This window comes from Streptomyces sp. NPDC059740, assembly GCF_042733155.1.
Lineage (GTDB): Bacteria > Actinomycetota > Actinomycetes > Streptomycetales > Streptomycetaceae > Streptomyces.
On record NZ_JBHWGP010000004.1, the window covers coordinates 240,426 to 259,130 of the forward strand.

Annotated in this window: 13 protein-coding genes; 8 read left to right on the forward strand and 5 right to left on the reverse strand. The window is 74.3% G+C overall.

The features are described from left to right. Positions 1-405 precede the first annotated feature (405 nt). Positions 406-765 carry a chorismate mutase gene (locus ACFV3R_RS07680; RefSeq protein ID WP_385577119.1) on the reverse strand — a complete coding sequence of 120 codons (360 nt, stop codon included), beginning with the start codon at positions 763-765 and terminating at the stop codon, positions 406-408. Between the two features lie 394 nt (positions 766-1,159). Between ACFV3R_RS07680 and guaA the strand changes: the two genes are divergently transcribed. Beyond that, complete coding sequence (gene guaA / locus ACFV3R_RS07685) at positions 1,160-2,758, forward strand: glutamine-hydrolyzing GMP synthase (RefSeq protein WP_385577505.1); 1,599 nt, start codon at positions 1,160-1,162, stop codon at positions 2,756-2,758. A 107-nt stretch (positions 2,759-2,865) separates the two neighbouring features. On the opposite strand, the gene ACFV3R_RS07690 is transcribed toward guaA, so the two are convergent. Both ACFV3R_RS07690 and ACFV3R_RS07695 read right to left on the reverse strand, forming a co-directional pair. After that, positions 2,866-3,060: a hypothetical protein gene (locus ACFV3R_RS07690; RefSeq protein WP_385577122.1), complete on the reverse strand. Its 195-nt coding sequence runs from the start codon at positions 3,058-3,060 to the stop codon at positions 2,866-2,868. A gap of 27 nt (positions 3,061-3,087) precedes the next feature. Beyond that, positions 3,088-4,590 (reverse strand): PspC domain-containing protein, encoded by a 1,503-nt coding sequence (locus ACFV3R_RS07695; protein ID WP_385577124.1) that lies wholly within the window; start codon positions 4,588-4,590, stop codon positions 3,088-3,090. A gap of 274 nt (positions 4,591-4,864) precedes the next feature. On the opposite strand from ACFV3R_RS07695, the gene ACFV3R_RS07700 reads away from it, so the two are divergent. The 3 genes from ACFV3R_RS07700 to ACFV3R_RS07710 all read left to right on the forward strand — a co-directional run bounded on the left by ACFV3R_RS07700 (position 4,865) and on the right by ACFV3R_RS07710 (position 8,978). After that, positions 4,865-6,667: a protein kinase gene (locus tag ACFV3R_RS07700; RefSeq protein ID WP_385577127.1), complete on the forward strand. Its 1,803-nt coding sequence runs from the start codon at positions 4,865-4,867 to the stop codon at positions 6,665-6,667. Between the two features lie 81 nt (positions 6,668-6,748). Next, positions 6,749-8,098 carry a PspC domain-containing protein gene (locus tag ACFV3R_RS07705; protein WP_385577130.1) on the forward strand — a complete coding sequence of 450 codons (1,350 nt, stop codon included), beginning with the start codon at positions 6,749-6,751 and terminating at the stop codon, positions 8,096-8,098. Between the two features lie 139 nt (positions 8,099-8,237). After that, complete coding sequence (locus ACFV3R_RS07710) at positions 8,238-8,978, forward strand: LuxR C-terminal-related transcriptional regulator (RefSeq protein WP_385577133.1); 741 nt, start codon at positions 8,238-8,240, stop codon at positions 8,976-8,978. A 94-nt stretch (positions 8,979-9,072) separates the two neighbouring features. Here ACFV3R_RS07710 and ACFV3R_RS07715 read toward each other — a convergent pair whose 3' ends face one another. Beyond that, positions 9,073-10,167, reverse strand: a complete 1,095-nt coding sequence (locus tag ACFV3R_RS07715) for an NlpC/P60 family protein (protein WP_385577136.1) — start codon at positions 10,165-10,167, stop codon at positions 9,073-9,075. A 438-nt stretch (positions 10,168-10,605) separates the two neighbouring features. Between ACFV3R_RS07715 and ACFV3R_RS07720 the strand changes: the two genes are divergently transcribed. From ACFV3R_RS07720 to ACFV3R_RS07730, 3 genes are all read left to right on the forward strand, one after another. Continuing rightward, a complete protein-coding gene (locus ACFV3R_RS07720) occupies positions 10,606-10,959 on the forward strand; it encodes a hypothetical protein (protein ID WP_385577139.1) in 354 nt (117 codons plus the stop codon). Between the two features lie 223 nt (positions 10,960-11,182). Then, positions 11,183-11,728 (forward strand): YceI family protein, encoded by a 546-nt coding sequence (locus ACFV3R_RS07725; RefSeq protein ID WP_385577142.1) that lies wholly within the window; start codon positions 11,183-11,185, stop codon positions 11,726-11,728. Positions 11,729-11,938: 210 nt separating this feature from the next. Next, entirely contained in the window at positions 11,939-14,611 is a 2,673-nt protein-coding gene (locus ACFV3R_RS07730; RefSeq protein WP_385577146.1) for an ATP-dependent DNA helicase, read from the forward strand. Between the two features lie 289 nt (positions 14,612-14,900). Here ACFV3R_RS07730 and ACFV3R_RS07735 read toward each other — a convergent pair whose 3' ends face one another. Then, positions 14,901-17,069, reverse strand: a complete 2,169-nt coding sequence (locus ACFV3R_RS07735) for a peptidoglycan DD-metalloendopeptidase family protein (RefSeq protein ID WP_385577148.1) — start codon at positions 17,067-17,069, stop codon at positions 14,901-14,903. 949 nt (positions 17,070-18,018) lie between these two features. Between ACFV3R_RS07735 and ACFV3R_RS07740 the strand changes: the two genes are divergently transcribed. Next, positions 18,019-18,486, forward strand: coding sequence for a cobalamin B12-binding domain-containing protein (locus tag ACFV3R_RS07740; RefSeq protein WP_385577151.1), 468 nt, complete (start codon positions 18,019-18,021; stop codon positions 18,484-18,486). The last annotated feature ends 219 nt before the right edge of the window (positions 18,487-18,705 follow it).

Below are 18,705 nucleotides of genomic sequence, written 5' to 3' on the forward strand. Positions count from 1 at the left end.
TGCGGAGTGGTCGGTTCCAGGCGTCCCCGGAACCGACCACCATCCGGTGTGGCCGGACTGCTGTCCCCTGCTGACCGGCCACGGCACCGGAGCGAGGTCCCACACGCGGCCGCGCACGGCGGTCGGCGTCTCATCGCTCCGGCGGTCCACCCTCGTCGAGGCGGTGTCTACGCGTAGTCCTGCTGACCGCGCCTGGCTGACGTGGCACCCGGCACAACGAGGCGCGGCGCCGGGCGGTCACGCGCCGTACGGGTGTATCGACGCCCGCCCCGGACGTCCGGCGGCTCCGGGACGGGGCCCCGCGCCCCTGCGCGCGGGGGGGCACGGGCGCCGGCCTCCGCCGCGTCGGCCGAGCCGCGGTGCACCGTTCCCACCGGCCCCCGCCGCGTCGGCCGTCCCCGGCCCTCATGCCGCTTCGGTCGTCCCCCGGCTCAGCTCCAGGAGCGTCATGGCCAGCGCGGTGCCGTGACGGCCCAGACGGCCGGCGTAGTGGCCGATGATCTCCATCTCGCGGGCCAGGTTCACGCGCCGGCCGCCGGAGCCGATGCGGGCCCGCTGGATCTCCGCCGAGACGGCCATCCGTTCCTCGATCAGGCCGATGATCCGCGCGTCGAGGTCGTCGATCCGTTCCCGGGCGCCGGTGATGACGGTGGCCGCGGCCTCGTCGTGCGCACCGGTGTGGGCGGCGCGCTCCGGTCGCGGGGCGGACCCGGCGGCGGCGTCGGTGCGGGCGGCGGTGTGCGGGGCGGTGGGGGTGGTGGTCATGGTCTCTCTCCTGGTCGGGGCGGGGCCCGGGGCCGCACGGCCCGGGAGAGACGAGACGCCCCGGGCCGTGTGGCCCGGGGCGCCTGTGGTGTCGCTCGTCAGTGGTTCAAGCAGCACGACCATGGCAGCCGGTGGGCCGGATGCCATAGGTAAAGACGAAGATCGTGTGCTGACGCATGGAAGGCAGTATGCCCCGCCGCGGCGCCCGGTGCCAGCCGGGTTCCGCACCGTGGGACGAGGGTCCCCGCGCCACCCCGTTAGAATTGACCCCACACACCCTCTGGTCACCCTGCCGACACCGTGTCGCCGTAGCAGTCCGACGCGGCCGGGCCACTCCCGGTACTCGTCGCAGCAGGTGCAGCAGATGTTCCCCGCAAGCCGGAAGGCCGCCGCCGTGCCCTCAGCACCCCCCGCCGCCCCCGACAGCAACACCCCGGACGTGGTGCTCGTCGTCGACTTCGGCGCGCAGTACGCCCAGCTCATCGCCCGCCGAGTCCGGGAGGCGCGGGTCTACAGCGAGATCGTCCCCTCGACCATGCCGGTCGCGGAAATGCTCGCGAAGAAGCCGAGCGCGATCATCCTCTCGGGCGGGCCGTCCTCGGTCTACGAGGAGGGCGCCCCCAGCATCGACCGCGCGCTGTTCGAGGCGGGCGTCCCCGTCTTCGGCATGTGCTACGGCTTCCAGATCATGGCGACGACGCTCGGCGGAACCGTCGACAACAGCGGCGCCCGGGAGTACGGCCGCACCGGCCTGAAGGTCACCAAGTCCGACTCCACGCTGTTCGAGGGCACGCCCGAGGAGCAGCCGGTGTGGATGTCGCACGGCGACGCCTGCTCCGCCGCGCCCGAGGGCTTCACCGTGACGGCCTCCACCGACGTGGTGCCCGTCGCCGCCTTCGAGAACGACGCCAAGCGGCTGTACGGCGTGCAGTACCACCCCGAGGTGATGCACTCCACGCACGGCCAGCAGGTCCTGGAGCACTTCCTCTACCGCGGCGCGGGGCTCACCCCGAGCTGGACCACCGGCAACGTCATCGACGAGCAGGTCGCCGCCATCCGCGCGCAGGTCGGCTCCAAGCAGGCCATCTGCGGTCTGTCCGGCGGCGTGGACTCCGCGGTCGCCGCGGCCCTCGTCCAGCGCGCCATCGGCGACCAGCTCACCTGCGTCTACGTCGACCACGGCCTGATGCGCAAGGGCGAGTCGGAGCAGGTCGAGAAGGACTTCGTGGCGGCGACCGGCGTGCAGCTGAAGGTCGTCGACGCCGAGCAGCGGTTCCTCGACGCGCTGGCCGGGGTGTCCGACCCCGAGCAGAAGCGGAAGATCATCGGCCGCGAGTTCATCCGCGTCTTCGAGCAGGCGCAGGCCGAGATCGTCGCCGAGGCCGGCGCCCAGGGCGAGCCCGTCCAGTTCCTGGTCCAGGGCACCCTCTACCCGGACATCGTCGAGTCCGGCGGCGGCACCGGCACCGCCAACATCAAGTCCCACCACAACGTCGGCGGCCTCCCCGAGGACCTGGAGTTCGAGCTCATCGAGCCGCTGCGCCAGCTCTTCAAGGACGAGGTCCGCCGCGTCGGCGCCGAGCTGGGCCTGCCCGAGGAGATCGTCCAGCGGCAGCCCTTCCCCGGCCCGGGCCTGGGCATCCGCATCGTCGGCGACGTCACCAAGGAGCGCCTGGACCTGCTGCGCGAGGCCGACGCCATCGCCCGCGAGGAACTGACCGCCGCCGGTCTGGACCGCGACATCTGGCAGTGCCCCGTGGTGCTGCTGGCGGACGTCCGCAGCGTCGGCGTGCAGGGCGACGGCCGCACCTACGGCCACCCGATCGTGCTGCGCCCGGTCTCCTCCGAGGACGCCATGACCGCGGACTGGTCGCGGCTGCCCTACGACGTCCTGGCCCGCATCTCGACCCGCATCACCAACGAGGTCGCCGAGGTCAACCGCGTCGTGCTCGACGTGACCAGCAAGCCGCCGGGCACCATCGAGTGGGAGTGACCCTCCCCCTCGGCCCCTGAGGCCCCCCGGACGCCGTCCACCACAGCAGCTGTGGCGGGCGGCGTTCGGCTTTCCCGGTCCGGCGCCGGGCGTCCGGCCGTCCCCGTTCAGCCGCGGCGGGCTCGCACCACGCTCGTCACCGCCGCCGTCACCCCCGCCAGGCAGAGGCCGGCGGGCACCAGCAGGACCAGCCAGGCACCGGGCAGGCGGACCCTGCCCAGCGCGTCGAGGGCGTAGAGCACCCCGACGACCAGGGCGCACAGCCCGAGGATCAGGCGGTGGGGTTCGAAGCGGTGGCGCACGGGGGACTCCTTCGCCGGGCCGGGCGGTCAGCGACCGGTCGGGGCGGACGTGGGGGTGGGGGCGGGAGGGGAGGTGGGGGTCGGGGCGGACCCGGACGGCGGGAGGGGCGTGGCGCGCTCCACCCGCGCCATTCCCACTCCGACGTGCACGTCCAGGTCGAGGAGGCCGCGCGGCTTCTCGCCGGCGGCCAGGCCGTGGGCGGGCAGCGTCAGGGAGCGGTGGTATCCGGAGAGGCCGGCCTGCTCCTGTCCGTCGGGCAGCTGGAACCCGCCGGAGCCGACGTCCAGGTGCAAGCGGGTGGTCACGCCCTCGGGCACGTTCACCCGGACCTGGCCGGCGCCGATCTCCACCCGGGTGGCGACGGTCGACCGCTCAGCCGGCCGCAGCCGGCTGAGGTCGAGCCGGAGGTCGCCCGCGCCGAGCTCGTACTGGGGGGCGACGTCGGCGGCGCGCGTCGGCGACCAGCGCCGGTTCCCCACCTGCGAGGAGATGTCCGGCGGCAGCAGCGTCGAGCCTGCCAGCAGCACCGCGGTGAGCAACGCCCAGAACACCGTCCTGCCGCCGGTCCTGCCCCAGCGGGTGCTGACGGCGAGCCCCAGCCCCAGCACCGCCAGGGCACAGGCGAGGCCGAACTGGAGACTGGTGCCGAGCGGATGGCCGATCCACAGGGCCCGGGCGCCGCCCACCCCCGCCGCCACGGCGAGCAGGAACGTCAGGCCGCCGATCGGGAAGGGCCGGCGGGGGGCGGGGGAGCGTGCCGGACGACGGGCCGCCGTGCCGCCGCCCCGGCCTCCCGTCCGCCCGGCGCGGCCTTCGGCGGCCTTCGGGCCCGGCGTGTGCTCCGGCAACGGCACGTCCGCCGGGCCCCACAGGTACGCGGGCTCGGCGGGGCCTGCGGGGTGCCGCCACCAGGACGGGGTGCCGGGCGCGGGCGGGGCGGTGGCCTCCGGCGGCGCGTCGGCCACGGCCTGTGCCGTCGCCGCGCCCACCCGCTCGCCGTCCGGCGCCGAGGCCCGCCCCCGCTGCCGCGTCCAGTACGCCGACCCGGCCACCGCCAGCGACAGCATCACCGTGAACGGCAGCACCCCGCCCCCGCTCACCAGCGAGGGGAACAGGCCGCAGCCGACCAGTGCGAAGACCAGCGCGGTCAGGATCTGCCCGTCGACGCGACCGGACAGCAGCCGCCGCCCCTCGCTCTCCTCCTCGCCCTCCAGCGGCACCAGCAGCCAGGCGAAGCCGTAGAGGATCAGCCCGAGTCCGCTGGTCACGGCCAGTACGGTGAGCACGACGCGGAAGACGACCGGGTCCAGCCCCCAGTGCCGGCCCAGGCCGCCGCAGACCCCGGCCACGACCCGCTGCCGGCTGCGGACCAGCCGCCGCGGACCGTCGGTGCGGCCCCCGCCCGCCGCGGTGGCACCGCCGCCACCCGCCCCGTCCGCTCCGGCACCTGCGGCGGCGTCACCGCCGTGGGCGGCACCGGAAGCTGACGGTCCGGTGGGCTCGGGGGAGGGGGAGGCTGCGTCGGTCATGTGGCCATGGTGTCAAGACCGGGTGCGGGGCGGCATCGGTGGAAACCCTGGAAGGTCCCTGAGATCGCAGGTCGCGGGCGTGTCCGGGGCCCGGGCGGCACCGCCCGGGCCGCCTCCGCCCACCGCGGGGTGCGGCCCTCGGTCACAGTGCCCTGCGAGTCGTGGAAACCGGACGACTATCGTTCTTGTCCATACGTACGAGACCGGACACACGGGCGATGCGGTGCTGCCGGGGGATCCGACACGTACGGGGGAGACGAGGAGCGCGGTGGAGATGCCGGGGAACGACGGGCGGCTGGTCGCCGGACGGTACCGCATGCTCGAACAGATCGGCCGCGGTGGCATGGGCACGGTCTGGCGGGCGCACGACGAGCTGCTGGCGCGTCAGGTCGCGGTCAAACGGCTGCACGTGTCGCCGGAACTGGCCGCCGACGAGCTGGCCACCCGCAACGAACGCACCCGGCGGGAGGCCCAGGCCGCCGCACGCATCAACCACCCCAACGTGGTCAGCGTCCACGACGTGGTCGAGGACGAGGGCCTGCCCTGCATCGTCATGGAGTACGTGCCCTCCCGGACGCTCGGCGACGCCATCAAGGAGAACGCCGCCACGCGCGCGGAGGGCACCGGGCCGCTGGATCCCGCCGAGGCGGCGCGCATCGGCCGCGGCATGGTCGCCGCGCTGCGGGCGGCGCACCACGCGGGCGTCCTGCACCGCGACGTGAAACCGGGCAACGTCCTCCTCGGCGAGGACGGCCGGGTGGTGCTCACCGACTTCGGGATCGCCGTCGCCAGCGGCACGACCACCCTCACCAAGACCGGTGAACTCATCGGCTCCATCGACTACCTCGCCCCGGAGATCGTCAAGGGCGGCACCCCCACCGCCGCCTCCGACCTGTGGGCCCTGGGCGCGACGCTCTACCAGGCGCTGGAGGGGCGCCCGCCGTTCCGGCGGGACACCGCCGTGGAGACGGCGTACGCCATCGCCACCGGGGAGTTGACGCCGCCGCGGAACGCCGGACCGCTCAAGGCACTCGTCGAGGCGCTCCTCGCCCAGGAGCCGGAGCTCCGGCCGGGTGCCGCCGCCGTGGAGCAGGCACTGCGCGCGCCCGCCGCCGAACCCGAGACGGCCCACTACACCCTCAGCGGCGACTGGCACCGCGGCGCGGCCACACCCGGCCGCCACACCCACGAGGACACCGGCCCCAGCGGCTACGGCCCCGCCCCCCAGCACGAGGCGAGCACCGCCCCGGGCGCCGCGACGCAGACCCCGCAACCCGGGGCCCACACCCCGCAACCCGGGGCCCACACTCCGCAACCCGGGGCCCACACTCCACAACCCGGGGCCCACACTCCGCAACCCGGCCTCCCGGGCCAGCTGTACTTCTCCCAGAGCCCGACGCTCAGCCCGTACACCGCGGGCCGGAGCGAGACGGCGGGCGGCGCCCGGCGCGCGGCCGTGTGGGCGGTGGTCGGCTTCCTGGTCGTCGCCGCACTCACCGGCGGCGTCGCCCTGTGGCTGATGCGCGACGACGGCACGCGGACCGCCGACGCCCACGTCTCGGAGAACCCGACCGGCGACGCCCGTCCCACGCACTCCCCGTCCGCGTCCGCCTCACCCGACCTGCCGCCCCCGCCGGCGCTGCCCGCGGGCTTCCACCGGGTGGCCGAGCCGGAGTTCGGCTACGCGATACCCGTCCCCGACGGCTGGAGCCGCCAGGTGCGGCAGGGCAGAGGCGTGACCTACCACTCCCCGAACGGGCCCGCCTACCTCAAGGTGGACATACTGCCGCTGCCCAGCGCCGACCAGGTCGGCCACTTCAAGGACGTGGAGGAGGACCTGCGCGCCCAGGAGCCGGGCTACCAGCGGATGCGGCTGGAGGGCACGCAGTACCAGGGGCAGGAGGCGGCGATCTGGGAGTTCCGCATAGGTTCGACCCACGCCATCGACCTCGGCTTCGGCGCGGACGGCAAGGAGTACGCCCTCTACCTCTCCTCACCCGACGGGAAGTGGGACGCCAACCAGGGGATCTTCAGCCAGGCGCAGGCCGGGTTCCGGCGCGTGACCGCGGACGACTGAGGCGAGGACCGAGTCCCCCGCACCGACCGGGCCCCGGTGGGGCCGGGCCCGGTTCTCCGGGCCGTCTCAGGGTCGCCCCTGATGCCCGTGCCACCGACGCCGTGTGACGATCTGAGGGTGACCACCGCCGCGCCCGGGACGGAAACCGGGTACTCCTCAGGACCCGACAACCGGAACGAGCCGGCCCCGCGCCGCCTCTACCGGAGTGCGGACGGCCGGTGGCTGGGCGGCGTGGCCCGCGGCCTCGCGGGCCACCTGGGGCTGCCCGTCTCCTGGGTCCGCATCGTCTTCCTCGCCCTCTTCCTGGCGCAGGGCCTCGGGGCGCTGCTGTACGCCGCGTTCTGGTTCGTGGTGCCGCTGGGCGTGGGCGGGGCACGCCCCGGGACGCAGGACGCAGCCCACCCGGGCGGAGCCGCCGGCCGGCACCGGGGCCTCGTCGGGCGCCGGCCGGACAAGGGGCGGGTCCTGGCCCTGGTGATGCTCCTCATCGGCGCCGGCGTGCTCGCCGCCCGCTTCCCCAGCGCCCGCGGCGGCCCCTACCTCTGGCCGCTGCTGCTCATCGGCGTCGGGGTGGCCCTGGTGTGGCGGCAGGCCGACAACGCGCGCCGCGCCCAGTGGCTGGAGATGGGACGCGGCAAGGGCGCGCTGCCGCTGCTGCGGGTCGCCGCCGGGGTGCTGCTGGTGGCCATGGGCGTCTCGGCCTTCGTCGTGCTCCGCGGCACCCTCCACGACCTGGGCGCGGTGCTCCAGGCCGCCGTCGCCGTCGTCGTCGGCATCGCGCTGCTCGCCGGCCCCTACCTGGTGCGGATGGCCCAGGACCTCTCCGAGGAACGCCTGATGCGCATCCGGGCCCAGGAGCGCGCCGAGGTCGCCGCCCACGTCCACGACTCCGTCCTGCACACCCTCACCCTCATCCAGCGCAACGCCGACAACCCGCGCGAGGTCGCCCGGCTCGCCCGGGCCCAGGAGCGCGAGCTGCGCAACTGGCTGTACGAGCCGCGCGACGCCACCGCCGCGGCCGAGGAGGCGGAGCGGGAGCCGACGCGGCTGGCCGAGGCGGTGCGCCGGGCCGCGGCGGAGGTCGAGGACAAGCACGGCGTGCCGATGGAGGTCGTCGTGGTGGGCGACTGCGACCTCGACGAGCGGCTGGAGGCGCTGATCAAGGCCGCGCGGGAGGCGATGGTCAACGCCGCCAAGTACGGTGGCGAAGGCGGTGCGGTCCAGGTCTTCGCCGAGGTGGAGGGGCGTACCGTGTTCGTCTCCGTACGCGACCGGGGGCCGGGGTTCGACCCCGAGAACCTGCCGGAGGACCGCATGGGGGTGCGCGAGTCCATCATCGGGCGGATGCGCCGCCACGGCGGCACCGCCCGTATCCGGCCCGCCCCGGACGGGGGCACCATGGTGGAGCTGGAGACCGAACGGGCCGCCTGAGGCGGGCACCGGGCCGGCGCCGGGACGACCGGACCGGCGCCACCCCCTCCGCATCCGCCCGCGCGGCGTCGCGGGCGCCCACGACCACACCCGGCCCGCACGGCCGCCGGGGCGAGAACAGGACGGAACGGAAGCCGACATGACTCCTTCTCCACAGGGACCGGCAGCCGCCGGTGACGAGCCCGGCGCCGAGGCCGGAGGGGGCGGCCCGGCGGCCGGCCGCCGGGTCCGGGTGGTGCTCGTCGACGACCACCGCATGTTCCGCACCGGGGTGCAGGCCGAGATCGGCGAGACCGGACGGACCGGTGTGGAGGTGGTGGGCGAGGCGGCCGACGTCGACCAGGCGGTCACGGTGATCGCCGCGGCCCGTCCCGACGTCGTCCTGCTCGACGTGCACCTGCCGGGCGGCGGCGGTGTCGAGGTACTGCGGCGCAGCGCCTCCCTGATGACCGGTCAGGACCGCCCGGTGCGCTTCCTGGCGCTCTCGGTCTCCGACGCCGCCGAGGACGTCATCGGCGTCATCCGCGGCGGCGCCCGGGGCTACGTCACCAAGACCATCACCGGCACCGACCTGGTGAACGCCGTCTTCCGGGTGGCCGACGGCGACGCCGTCTTCTCGCCGCGGCTGGCCGGGTTCGTGCTGGACGCCTTCGCCTCCACCGACGCGGCCCCCGTCGACGAGGACCTGGACCGGCTCACCCAGCGCGAGCGCGAGGTCCTGCGGTTGATCGCCCGCGGGTACGCCTACAAGGAGATCGCCAAGCAGCTCTTCATCTCCGTCAAGACGGTCGAGTCCCACGTCTCGGCGGTGCTGCGCAAGCTCCAGCTCTCCAACCGGCACGAGCTGACCCGCTGGGCGACCGCCCGCCGCCTCATCTGAGGACCGGGCCGCCGCACCGGCCGGACCTGTACTGGCCGGACCGCCGCACCGGCAGACACGGGCAGCCGGTGCGGCGCGCGCGGCCGGTTTGTCCTCACACCGGGCGGGAGGCGCCCGCGAACGGCATCTGGTCCAGGGGCGCGAGCCGCACCGGGGCGCCGGGGTGAGGCGCGTGGATCATCTGCCCGCCGCCCACGTAGATCCCGACGTGGCTCACCCCGGAGTAGAAGAACACCAGGTCGCCGGGGGACAGCTCGGCACGGCCGACGCGCCTCCCGACGTTGATCTGGGTGTAGGTGGTGCGGGGCAGCGAGACCCCGGCGGCCCGCCACGCGGCCTGCGTCAGTCCGGAGCAGTCGAAGGCCGAGGGCCCCGTGGCCCCCCACACGTACGGCTTCCCCAGCGCGGCGTAGGCGTAGGCGACGGCCCGGGCGGCACGCGGGGAGGGGGCGCCCGACAGGGTGCGGGGCCCCGCGTCGCGGGAGGCGCGGGCGGGGGCGGCCGCCGTGTCGGCCGCGGCGACCTCCCGGCGCTCGGCCGCGGTCAGGTGGGAGAGCAGCGCCCGGGCGCTGCGGAGCCTGGCCTGCACTGTCTCCTTGCGCTGTTGCATCTCCCGCCGGGTGCGGCGCAGCGCGGCGTCCTCCCGCCGCGCCCGCGTGCCGACCTCCCGCACGGAGTCCAGAGCCCGGGCGTAGGCGCGCACGGCGGTGGCCTGGCGGTCGCCTACCCGGTCCAGCAGGGCCGCGCCCTCCAGGTAGTGGCGCGGGTCGGAGGAGAGGGCCAGCTGCACCGTGGGGTCGACGCCCTGACCGCGGTACTGCGAGGAGGCCACCGCGCCCAGGGCGGTCCGGGCGGAGTTGAGCGCCGCGGTGCGGTGCGCCGCCTCGTCCTGGAGGCCGGTCAGCCGGCGCCGGGACTGCTCGGCCTCGCTCCGGGCGCCGTCGTACCGCTCGGTGGCGACCTCGGCCTGCCGGTAGAGCTCCGCCACCCGGGCCCGGACCTCGGCGGTGCCGGGCCGGGCGGTGCGTCCGGTGTCGTGGGCGACCGGCGAGGGGGCCGCGTGGCCGGTGCCCTCCAGTGCCGTGGTGCTCGCCGCGCCCGCCAGGGCCAGCGTCAGGGCGGTGCGTGCGGTGGGGCCGGCCAGGGGGCGGTGCCTGGGCTTGCGGTGGGACGCCACGGGGGCGCTCACTTCCTTCTCGGGCGGGGGACGAGCCGGGCCGCCCGGTCCGGCGGCGTCCCGCAACGGGGGAACGGGCGCCGCCGGACCGCGGCGGGGTGACCGCCGTCCGCCGGGACGGAAGACCGGCGGACGGGATCGGTCACCTGGACGAGGACGCTAGGCGGCGTCCCCTGCCCTCCGAACCGTCTTGCTCGGCATTGCCCGAACCTGGTCGTCGCGCGATCGGAAGGCTTCGTCACGCTCGGTCGAACCGGACGAAGTGACCCCTCTCACGACCGAATCAACTGGTCCGTCCATCACATCTCCCGCCCGGAGGTAAGTCGTCCCGCCCGCCCCGGGACAGGCGCGCCTCCCGGTGGACGTGCGGACGCCGGCGGGCCCGGCGGGGACGGGCGGACCCCCTCCTGCCGACGGCCGCTCCGGGGCCGGCGGATACGATCGCCGACCATGGACGTAGCCATCAACGTTTTCGTCGGCCTGCACATCATCGGCATCGGGGCGCTCCTCGGCGGGTTCCTCACCCAGATGAAGGCCATGAGCGCCGGCACGGCCCGGTTCACCCCCGCGATGCTGCACGGGGCCCTCACCATGCTGGTCACCGGCGTCGCGCTGGTCGGCCTCAACCAGGGCGCGGGCTACCCGCTCGACAACATCAAGTTCGGCATCAAGCTGCTCTTCCTGATCGTCATCCTGGGCCTGGTCTACGTGAAGCGGGACGAGGAGCGCGTGGCCAAGCCGCTGTTCGCCACCGTCGGCGGGCTCACCATGGCCAACATCTTCATCGCCGTACTGTGGACGTGACCAAGAACACACCCTGCGCCGACCGGACTTCGGCAACCCCCCCCACGCACCGCGTGACCAGCGGACCTCCCCTCGCCGACGCCACCGGGTGACGGGCCGCCGCACACCGGGTGACCGGCGGCGCCGGAACACCGCCCCCGCCAAGGTTGTTGAACGGTCGACGAGTTCGGCGCGGACCGCCTCTCGTCCGCCCTTCCCCATCCCTGACGCAGAGGTGAGTCACATGTCCGTCGCCAGCACCGAAATCCCCGGCTACACCGTCGGCACCTGGGCCATCGACCCGGTCCACTCGGAGGTGTCCTTCTCCGTCAAGCACCTCGGCATCGCCAAGGTCAAGGGCCGCTTCGACGAGTTCGAGGGAGAGCTCACCACCGCCGAGGACCCGGAGAAGTCGGCGGTCACCGCCACCATCCGCACGGCCTCCGTCTCCAGCGGCAACGCCGACCGGGACACCCACATCCGTGCCGAGGACTTCCTGCACAGCGAGGCCTTCCCGGCGATGACCTTCACCTCCACCGGCGTCCGCGCCGCGGACGGGGACCTGCTCGTCGACGGCGAGCTGACCGTCCGCGACGTCACGCGTCCGGTCACCCTGGCCCTGGAGGTCAACGGCTTCGGCACCGGCATGGACGGCAAGCCCGCCGCCGGTTTCACCGCCACCACCGAGATCCGCCGCTCGGAGTTCGGCGTCGCCCCCGGCGTGCCCGCTGCGGCGCTCGGCGACGTCATCAGGATCACCCTGGAGATCGAGGCCAACCAGCGCGCCTGAACGGACCGGCGAGCGGGCCGGAGGCACCGGCGTCCGCCCCGCTCGCCCGCCCGGAGGCCGCGGGCCCGCTCTCCCGGAGGCCCGGCTTCGGCGGGGCCGGCGCGCGGGCCGACGTCCGCGGTGACCGAACGCGCACGCCCTGCGGCGGACCGCAGCGGTTGTCCACAGGCGCCCCCACCTGTCGCTGCGGCGGCCTAGACTCGGTGGGCGATGAGCAGCCTCTTTGACGACAGCTTCCTGGCGGACCTCGACCCGAAGGACGAGGGCCCGCCGCCCCCTCCCGAGGAGGAACACCCTCAGGAGGAGATCCCGGCCGACCTCTTCGAGGGCGGCTACGCCGGCAAGTACGGCGGCGCCTACGAGAGCGCTCCGGCCTCCTCGGACGCCTACTACCGCAACGGCGCCCCCCGCCCCGCCGTCGACCCCGCGAAGCTGCTGGAGGGCCTCAACGAGCAGCAGCGCGCCGCCGTCGCCCACCACGGCTCTCCGCTGCTCATCGTCGCGGGCGCCGGTTCCGGCAAGACCCGTGTCCTCACCCACCGCATCGCCTACCTGCTGGGCGAGCGCCGGGTGCACCCCGGCGAGATCCTGGCCATCACCTTCACCAACAAGGCCGCGGCCGAGATGAAGGAGCGCGTCGCCGACCTCGTGGGCGCCCGCGCGAACGCCATGTGGGTCTCCACCTTCCACAGCGCGTGCGTGCGCATCCTGCGGCGCGAGTCCAAGCGGCTCGGGTTCACCTCGTCGTTCTCGATCTACGACGCGGCCGACTCCAAGCGGCTCATGGCGCTGGTCTGCCGCGACCTGGACCTCGACCCCAAGCGCTTCCCGCCGAAGTCCTTCAGCGCCAAGGTCTCCAGCCTGAAGAACGAACTGGTCGACGAGGAGACCTTCGCCGACCAGGCCCAGGACGGCTTCGAGAAGTCGCTGGCCGAGGCGTACCGGATGTACCAGGCACGGCTGCGCGAGGCCAACGCCCTCGACTTCGACGACATCATCATGACGACGGTCAACCTGCTCCAGGCCTTCCCCGACGTCGCCGACCACTACCGCCGCCGCTTCCGCCACGTCCTGGTCGACGAGTACCAGGACACCAACCACGCGCAGTACACCCTGGTGCGCGAGCTGGTCGGCCCGGCCGAGACCGCCGCCGAGCTCTGCGTGGTGGGCGACGCAGACCAGTCCATCTACGCCTTCCGCGGCGCCACCATCCGCAACATCCTCCAGTTCGAGGAGGACTACCCGGACGCCAGGACGATCCTGCTGGAGCAGAACTACCGCTCCTCGCAGACCATCCTCAACGCCGCCAACGCCGTCATCGAGCGGAACGAGAACCGCCGCCCGAAGAACCTGTGGACGGACGCCGGCGCCGGCGCCACCATCACCGGCTACGTCGCCGACACCGAGCACGACGAGGCGCAGTTCGTCGCCGACGAGATCGACCGGCTCACCGACGCGGGCGACGCGCGCGCCGGGGACGTCGCCGTCTTCTACCGCACCAACGCCCAGTCGCGTGTCTTCGAAGAGGTCTTCATCCGCGTCGGCCTGCCCTACAAGGTCGTCGGCGGCGTGCGGTTCTACGAGCGCAAGGAGGTCCGCGACATCCTCGCGTACCTGCGGGTGCTCGCCAACCCCGAGGACAGCGTGCCGCTGCGCCGCATCCTCAACGTTCCCAAGCGCGGCATCGGCGACCGTGCCGAGGCGATGATCGACGCGCTGGCGCAGCGCGAGAAGATCACCTTCCCGCAGGCGCTGCGCCGCGTCGACGAGGCGTACGGCATGGCCGCCCGCTCCGCCAACGCCGTCCGGCGCTTCAACGTCCTGATGGAGGAACTGCGCACCGTAGCCGAGTCCGGCGCCGGCCCCGCCACAGTGCTGGAGGCGGTGCTGGAGCGCACCGGCTACCTCGCCGAGCTGCAGTCCTCCACCGACCCGCAGGACGAGACCAGGGTGGAGAACCTCCAGGAACTCGCCTCCGTGGCCCTGGAGTTCGAGCAGGACCGTGCGACGGTGGGCGCAGCCGCCCCCGCCGGACAAGGGGCCGACGCCGCAGCCGCGGGAAGCGCCGAGGGTGTGAGTGCGGCGGCAGGCGGCGCGCAGCCGGACGCCGACGCCGCCGACACGGACGCCGCCGACACGGACGCCGCCGACACGGACGCCGCCGACACGGACGCCGCCGACACGGACGCGGCGGCCGCCGGACCGGAGACGGCCGCTCCCGGGGCGACCCTCGCCGAGTTCCTGGAGCAGGTCGCGCTGGTCGCCGACTCCGACCAGATCCCCGACGACGACGAGGAGGGCGCCGGCGTCGTCACCCTCATGACGCTGCACACCGCCAAGGGCCTGGAGTTCCCGGCGGTCTTCCTCACCGGCATGGAGGACGGCGTCTTCCCCCACATGCGGGCGCTGGGCCAGACCAAGGAGCTGGAGGAGGAGCGCCGCCTCGCGTACGTGGGCATCACGCGTGCCCGCGAGCGGCTGTACGTCACCCGCGCCACGATGCGCAGTGCCTGGGGACAGCCCTCCTACAACCCGCCCTCGCGCTTCCTGGAGGAGATCCCCGAGGCCTACGTCGACTGGCGCCGCCGGGGCCCGTCCACCCCCTCCGCCTCGATGGGGTCGGTCTCCGGCAAGGGCGGCGGCATCGGCTCGGGCCTGTCCTCCAGCAGGTCCAGGGGGCCGAGCGGCTTCGCCACGCGCCGGGCCGGGGAGCGGCAGGTCGTCGCCCTGGAGATCGGTGACCGCGTCACGCACGACAGCTTCGGCCTCGGCACCGTCGTAGGGGTGAAGGGCAGCGGCGACAACGCCGAGGCCACCATCGACTTCGGCGGCGAGAAGCCCAAGCGCTTGCTGCTCCGCTACGCCCCCGTCGAGAAGCTCTGAGCCGGGAAGGGGCCCGGCTCGCCGGGGACCAGGCAGGGCCGGGACGGCCCGGGCGTGGCCAGGAGGCGACCGCCGGGGCCCCGGTCGTCCCCGGCCGTCCCCGGCCACCCGGCCGCCTTCGCCGGTGACCCGTTCCCGCCGGCGGCCGGGGGAGCGGGCTGCGAGGTCGGGAGGGATCGCCCATCCGGCCGGGACGCAGGAGCGATCCGGTGGTTCGGCGACCCGGCGACCCGGCGACCCGGCGGGTCGGCGACCTGGCGGGTCGGCGACCTGGCGGTCCGGACGTCCGTCAGCGGGGGTCGATGCCGTGCTTGAGCAGCCAGGGCAGCGGGTCGATGGGTGACCCGCCGCCGGGCCGCACCTCGAAGTGCATGTGCGGGCCCGTGGTGTTGCCGGAGTTGCCCGAGTAGGCGATGGTGTCGCCCGCCTTCACCGAGCCGGAACGGACCCGGGTGCTGCTGAGGTGGCAGTACCAGGTCTCCGTGCCGTCGGGGGCGGTGACGATCGCCATGTTGCCGTAGGCGGAGTTGTACTGGGTGCGGACCGTGCCGTCCGTGGCGGCCATGACCTTCGTCCCGTACGAGACGGGGAAGTCGATGCCGGTGTGGACCGACATCCAGTTGACGCCCGCCTGGCCGAAGTAGGCGCTCAACCCGTGCTGCTCCACCGGCATCGCGAACTTGGGACGCAGCGCCTCGCGCCGGGCGGCTTCCTCCGCCTTGCGCTTCTTCTCCGCCTCCTGCCGCTGCTTGAGGTCGATGCGCTCCTGGGTCCGGCTGGCCCGGTCAGCGAAGTCGTCGGCTCCCGCGCTGACGCCGGCGAGCTGCGTGTCGAGCCGGCTGTTGGCCGCCGCCGAGGTGACCGTCGCCCCGTCGGGCGCCGCCTGTGTGGTCGAGTCCTCCGCGTCGGCGCTGCCTCCCACCATGCCGGTCACCGAGGCGGCGGCGGCCGCGCAGACGCCCATGGCCGCGACGGACGGCACCGCCACCGTGAGCAGCGCCGAACGCTTGGGGCGGGGGCTGCGGCGACGGCCCCGCCCCGCACCGGTCCGACCGCTCGCCGCCGACCGCGACGAGGCCCGGGAGGTGCCGGTGGCTGCGCCGTCCTCCTCGGCATGGCCCGGCATGTCGCCGTCACCGAGGGTGTCGCCGTGCAGGGCTGCCGACGGGTCGCTGTCCACATGGTCCGGTACGCCCGTCACCTGGGCGGCTTCGGGGGTGCCGACGGCGTTCCACGGGAATGTGGCGGTGAGGGTTTCGGCGGCGGCGTGAGCGAAGACTGCTTCGGCGGGCGGTGCGGGTACGCCCTGGGGCGGCCCGGGGACGCCCTGGGAAAGGACGGTCGCCTCGCCCGGGGCGGTGGCCTCACCCGGGTTCGTCGGGTGGCCGGCGTACGTCGGGTCGAGGAGGTGCATGTCGCCCCAGGCGACTGTGGCCCACTGGTCCTGGTGCGCATCGAGGCCGTCGCCCGGTCCGGCCGGCTGCCGCGGGGGCCCGCCCTGCGCGGGGATGCCGGCGTGCATCCCTTCGGTGGGGTGGCCCCAGGCGGTCGCCGACCCGGTCGTGACGGCATCGGGTCGGTCGCGGTGGGGGCCGTCGGCCGGGGCTGCGGACCAGCCGTGACCACTCCAGGGCGCGTCGGCCGGGACGCTGAGGTCGGCGAGGGTGGGCGTGGCGTACGGGACAGCGCCGAAGGTGTCGGTGACGTTAGGGACCAACACCGTGTCGAGGTGCCCGCCTTCGGTGCGGAGGCCGACGGGGGCGCCCGCCGCGTGCACCTCCGGCGTGAAGTGGCCGGTGCCGTAGGGGGCGACGTCCTGGAAGGCGCCGAAGTGGTGATCGGTCTCCCAGCCCGCCACGGTGCCGGCGGTTCCAGCCGGGTGGACACCGCCGTCCGCCGGCCAGCCGGCCTGCGATGGCCGGCCGCTTTCCGGCGACCAGCCGCCGTCCGTGGAGGCGGAGCTGTGATTCCCGCCGCTGTGATTCCCGCCGCTGTGATTCCCGCCCGTCCAGGAGTCGTTGTCGTCGCCGGGGGGCCTGGGGTGCCCGATCTGCTCGGCGAGGACGCCGTCGTGGAGACCGGTGCCGTGTCCGCCGGCGGGGTGGGCGTAGGTGGCGTCCTGGTAGGTGCCCGGGTCGTAGGGCGAGGGGGCGGGCGTCCGGCCGTCGAAGGGGGTGACTCCGTACCCGCCGCCACCCTGCGTCGCGGAGTCGTAGTCGTAGCTCTGCCACGCGTGTTCGCCCGCATAGGTGGGGGCCGAGTGGGTATCGCTGTAGGAGCCGGGAAGTTCACCAAACAGCGGGTCCTCGGCGGCTCCGGGGCCGGGGCTGTAGGGGTGAGGAGCCGGTGTGCCGTAGCCGTCGGCCCGGGACGGCTGCGGGTAGGGCGCGTACGCCGGGTGGTGCGCGGAGGGGCCGGCCGGGAGCGGAGCTTCCGACGGATTACGGGCGTTCACCACCAACCAACTTCTCTTTCGCCTCGGCAGCAGGAGAATTAGCGGCGACTGTACCTGTCGGTAAGCGGCCGGACAATCTTCCGGCGGGCCGTCCGCCACCCCGCAGTGGCCCCGGCGTGCCGATTCTGCGGCGCCCGCCCGGCCGCAGTTCTGCTGTTCGACACGGCCCGGTCACACCACGTCGGCCTGTCGTTCCCCTGCCGGGGCCCTGTTCCCGTTCCTCCCCGTGTACGCCGCACGCCGCGCCCCTCCCTCGGACGCCCCACCCACGGACACGCCCCGCCCTATGGGTCCGCGCAGCACAGGTGGGGAGGCGCGGCGTGCGGCGAACGGACTCGCGATGGGGCCGGCGCATGCGGTGCGGCATGGGTGCGGCATGTGATGACGCATGCCTGGCCGGGGGGGAAGTGCGGGGCGTAGGACATCGGGGTTTCCGGGGTGGGTGGGTGTCGGGAGGTGGGGTGTCGGGGCGGTGCGGTAACTGGTCCGCTGTGCACGGGTGTTGGGGTAGGGGCGCGGTATTGGGATCAGTGGACCAGCCCGGGGTGTTCCGTGGCGACGCGGGTGTTCCGTGGTCGACCCGGGGTGTTCCGTGGTCGGCCCGGGGCGTTCCCAGGTGGCCTGGCACGTCCAGCGGGTTCCTCGCCTGTGCCGGTGTGCCGGTGTGCCGTGTCCTCGGTGCAAGTGCGGGTGCAGGTGCGGGTGCGGGCGGTGCGGACGCAGGTTGAACTGCGTGCTTCGGGCGGGTGGCGGGTGGGCATGGACGAATCGGGCTGTGCGAGGCGGACACGTGTGATTTCGCACTCGCTGCATGTCGCAGCGCGGACCGGCAGCCCTTGCTGGCGATAACGTTCCCCACGCCGGCGGCCGTCACGGCTGCACGGCCTCAGGAGTTGTCGGTTCGGCACCGTCCGATTGACGCGGGCGGCGTCCACCTGGCTTGGAGGCAGTGATGAGTGTGGCGGGTCAGCACAGCGGGACCTCGGCGGAGCAGGTCCCGGTCGGCGCGGACGGCCTCGGAGGGCCGTTGCGCGTGGTCGTGGCCAAGCCGGGGCTCGACGGGCACGACCGAGGGGCGAAGGTCATCGCCCGCGCGTTGCGGGACGCGGGTATGGAGGTCATCTACACCGGCCTTCACCAGACTCCCGAGCACATCGTCGACACCGCCATCCAGGAGGACGCCGACGCCATCGGTCTGTCCGTCCTCTCGGGTGCGCACAACACCCTGTTCGCCAAGGTCGTCGACCTCCTCAAGGAGCGGGACGCCGAGGACATCACGGTCTTCGGCGGCGGCATCATCCCCGAGGAGGACATCGCAGCCCTCAAGTCCCGTGGCGTAGCCGAGATCTTCACGCCCGGCGCCACGACCGCGTCGATCGTGGACTGGGTCAACGCCCACGTGCGCCGCAGCGGGGTCTGACACCGGCCACCGCCTGCGCGGCATCGTCGGCGTGGCACCGTCGCGCGGCGTTTCCTGCGCGGCACCGTCGCGCGGCGTCTCCTGCGCGGCACCGTCGGCGTGGCAGCTCCTGCGTCCGGCCGGTTGCGTTCAGCCGAGCAGACCCCGCTGTCTGCGCCGTGCCGTGCGCATCGCACGGCACGGGCCGCGCCGGTCAGGTGGCTGTGACCAGGTTGCGGG

Coding starts and splice junctions, on each gene's coding strand:
- ACFV3R_RS07710 (WP_385577133.1), top strand. CDS start 8,238: ATGACTCCTTCTCCACAGGGACCGGCAGCCGCCGGTGACGAGCCCGGC.
- ACFV3R_RS07720 (WP_385577139.1), top strand. CDS start 10,606: ATGGACGTAGCCATCAACGTTTTCGTCGGCCTGCACATCATCGGCATC.
- ACFV3R_RS07705 (WP_385577130.1), top strand. CDS start 6,749: ATGCCCGTGCCACCGACGCCGTGTGACGATCTGAGGGTGACCACCGCC.
- ACFV3R_RS07725 (WP_385577142.1), top strand. CDS start 11,183: ATGTCCGTCGCCAGCACCGAAATCCCCGGCTACACCGTCGGCACCTGG.
- ACFV3R_RS07680 (WP_385577119.1), bottom strand. CDS start 765: ATGACCACCACCCCCACCGCCCCGCACACCGCCGCCCGCACCGACGCC.
- ACFV3R_RS07730 (WP_385577146.1), top strand. CDS start 11,939: ATGAGCAGCCTCTTTGACGACAGCTTCCTGGCGGACCTCGACCCGAAG.
- ACFV3R_RS07700 (WP_385577127.1), top strand. CDS start 4,865: ATGCCGGGGAACGACGGGCGGCTGGTCGCCGGACGGTACCGCATGCTC.
- ACFV3R_RS07695 (WP_385577124.1), bottom strand. CDS start 4,590: ATGACCGACGCAGCCTCCCCCTCCCCCGAGCCCACCGGACCGTCAGCT.
- ACFV3R_RS07740 (WP_385577151.1), top strand. CDS start 18,019: ATGAGTGTGGCGGGTCAGCACAGCGGGACCTCGGCGGAGCAGGTCCCG.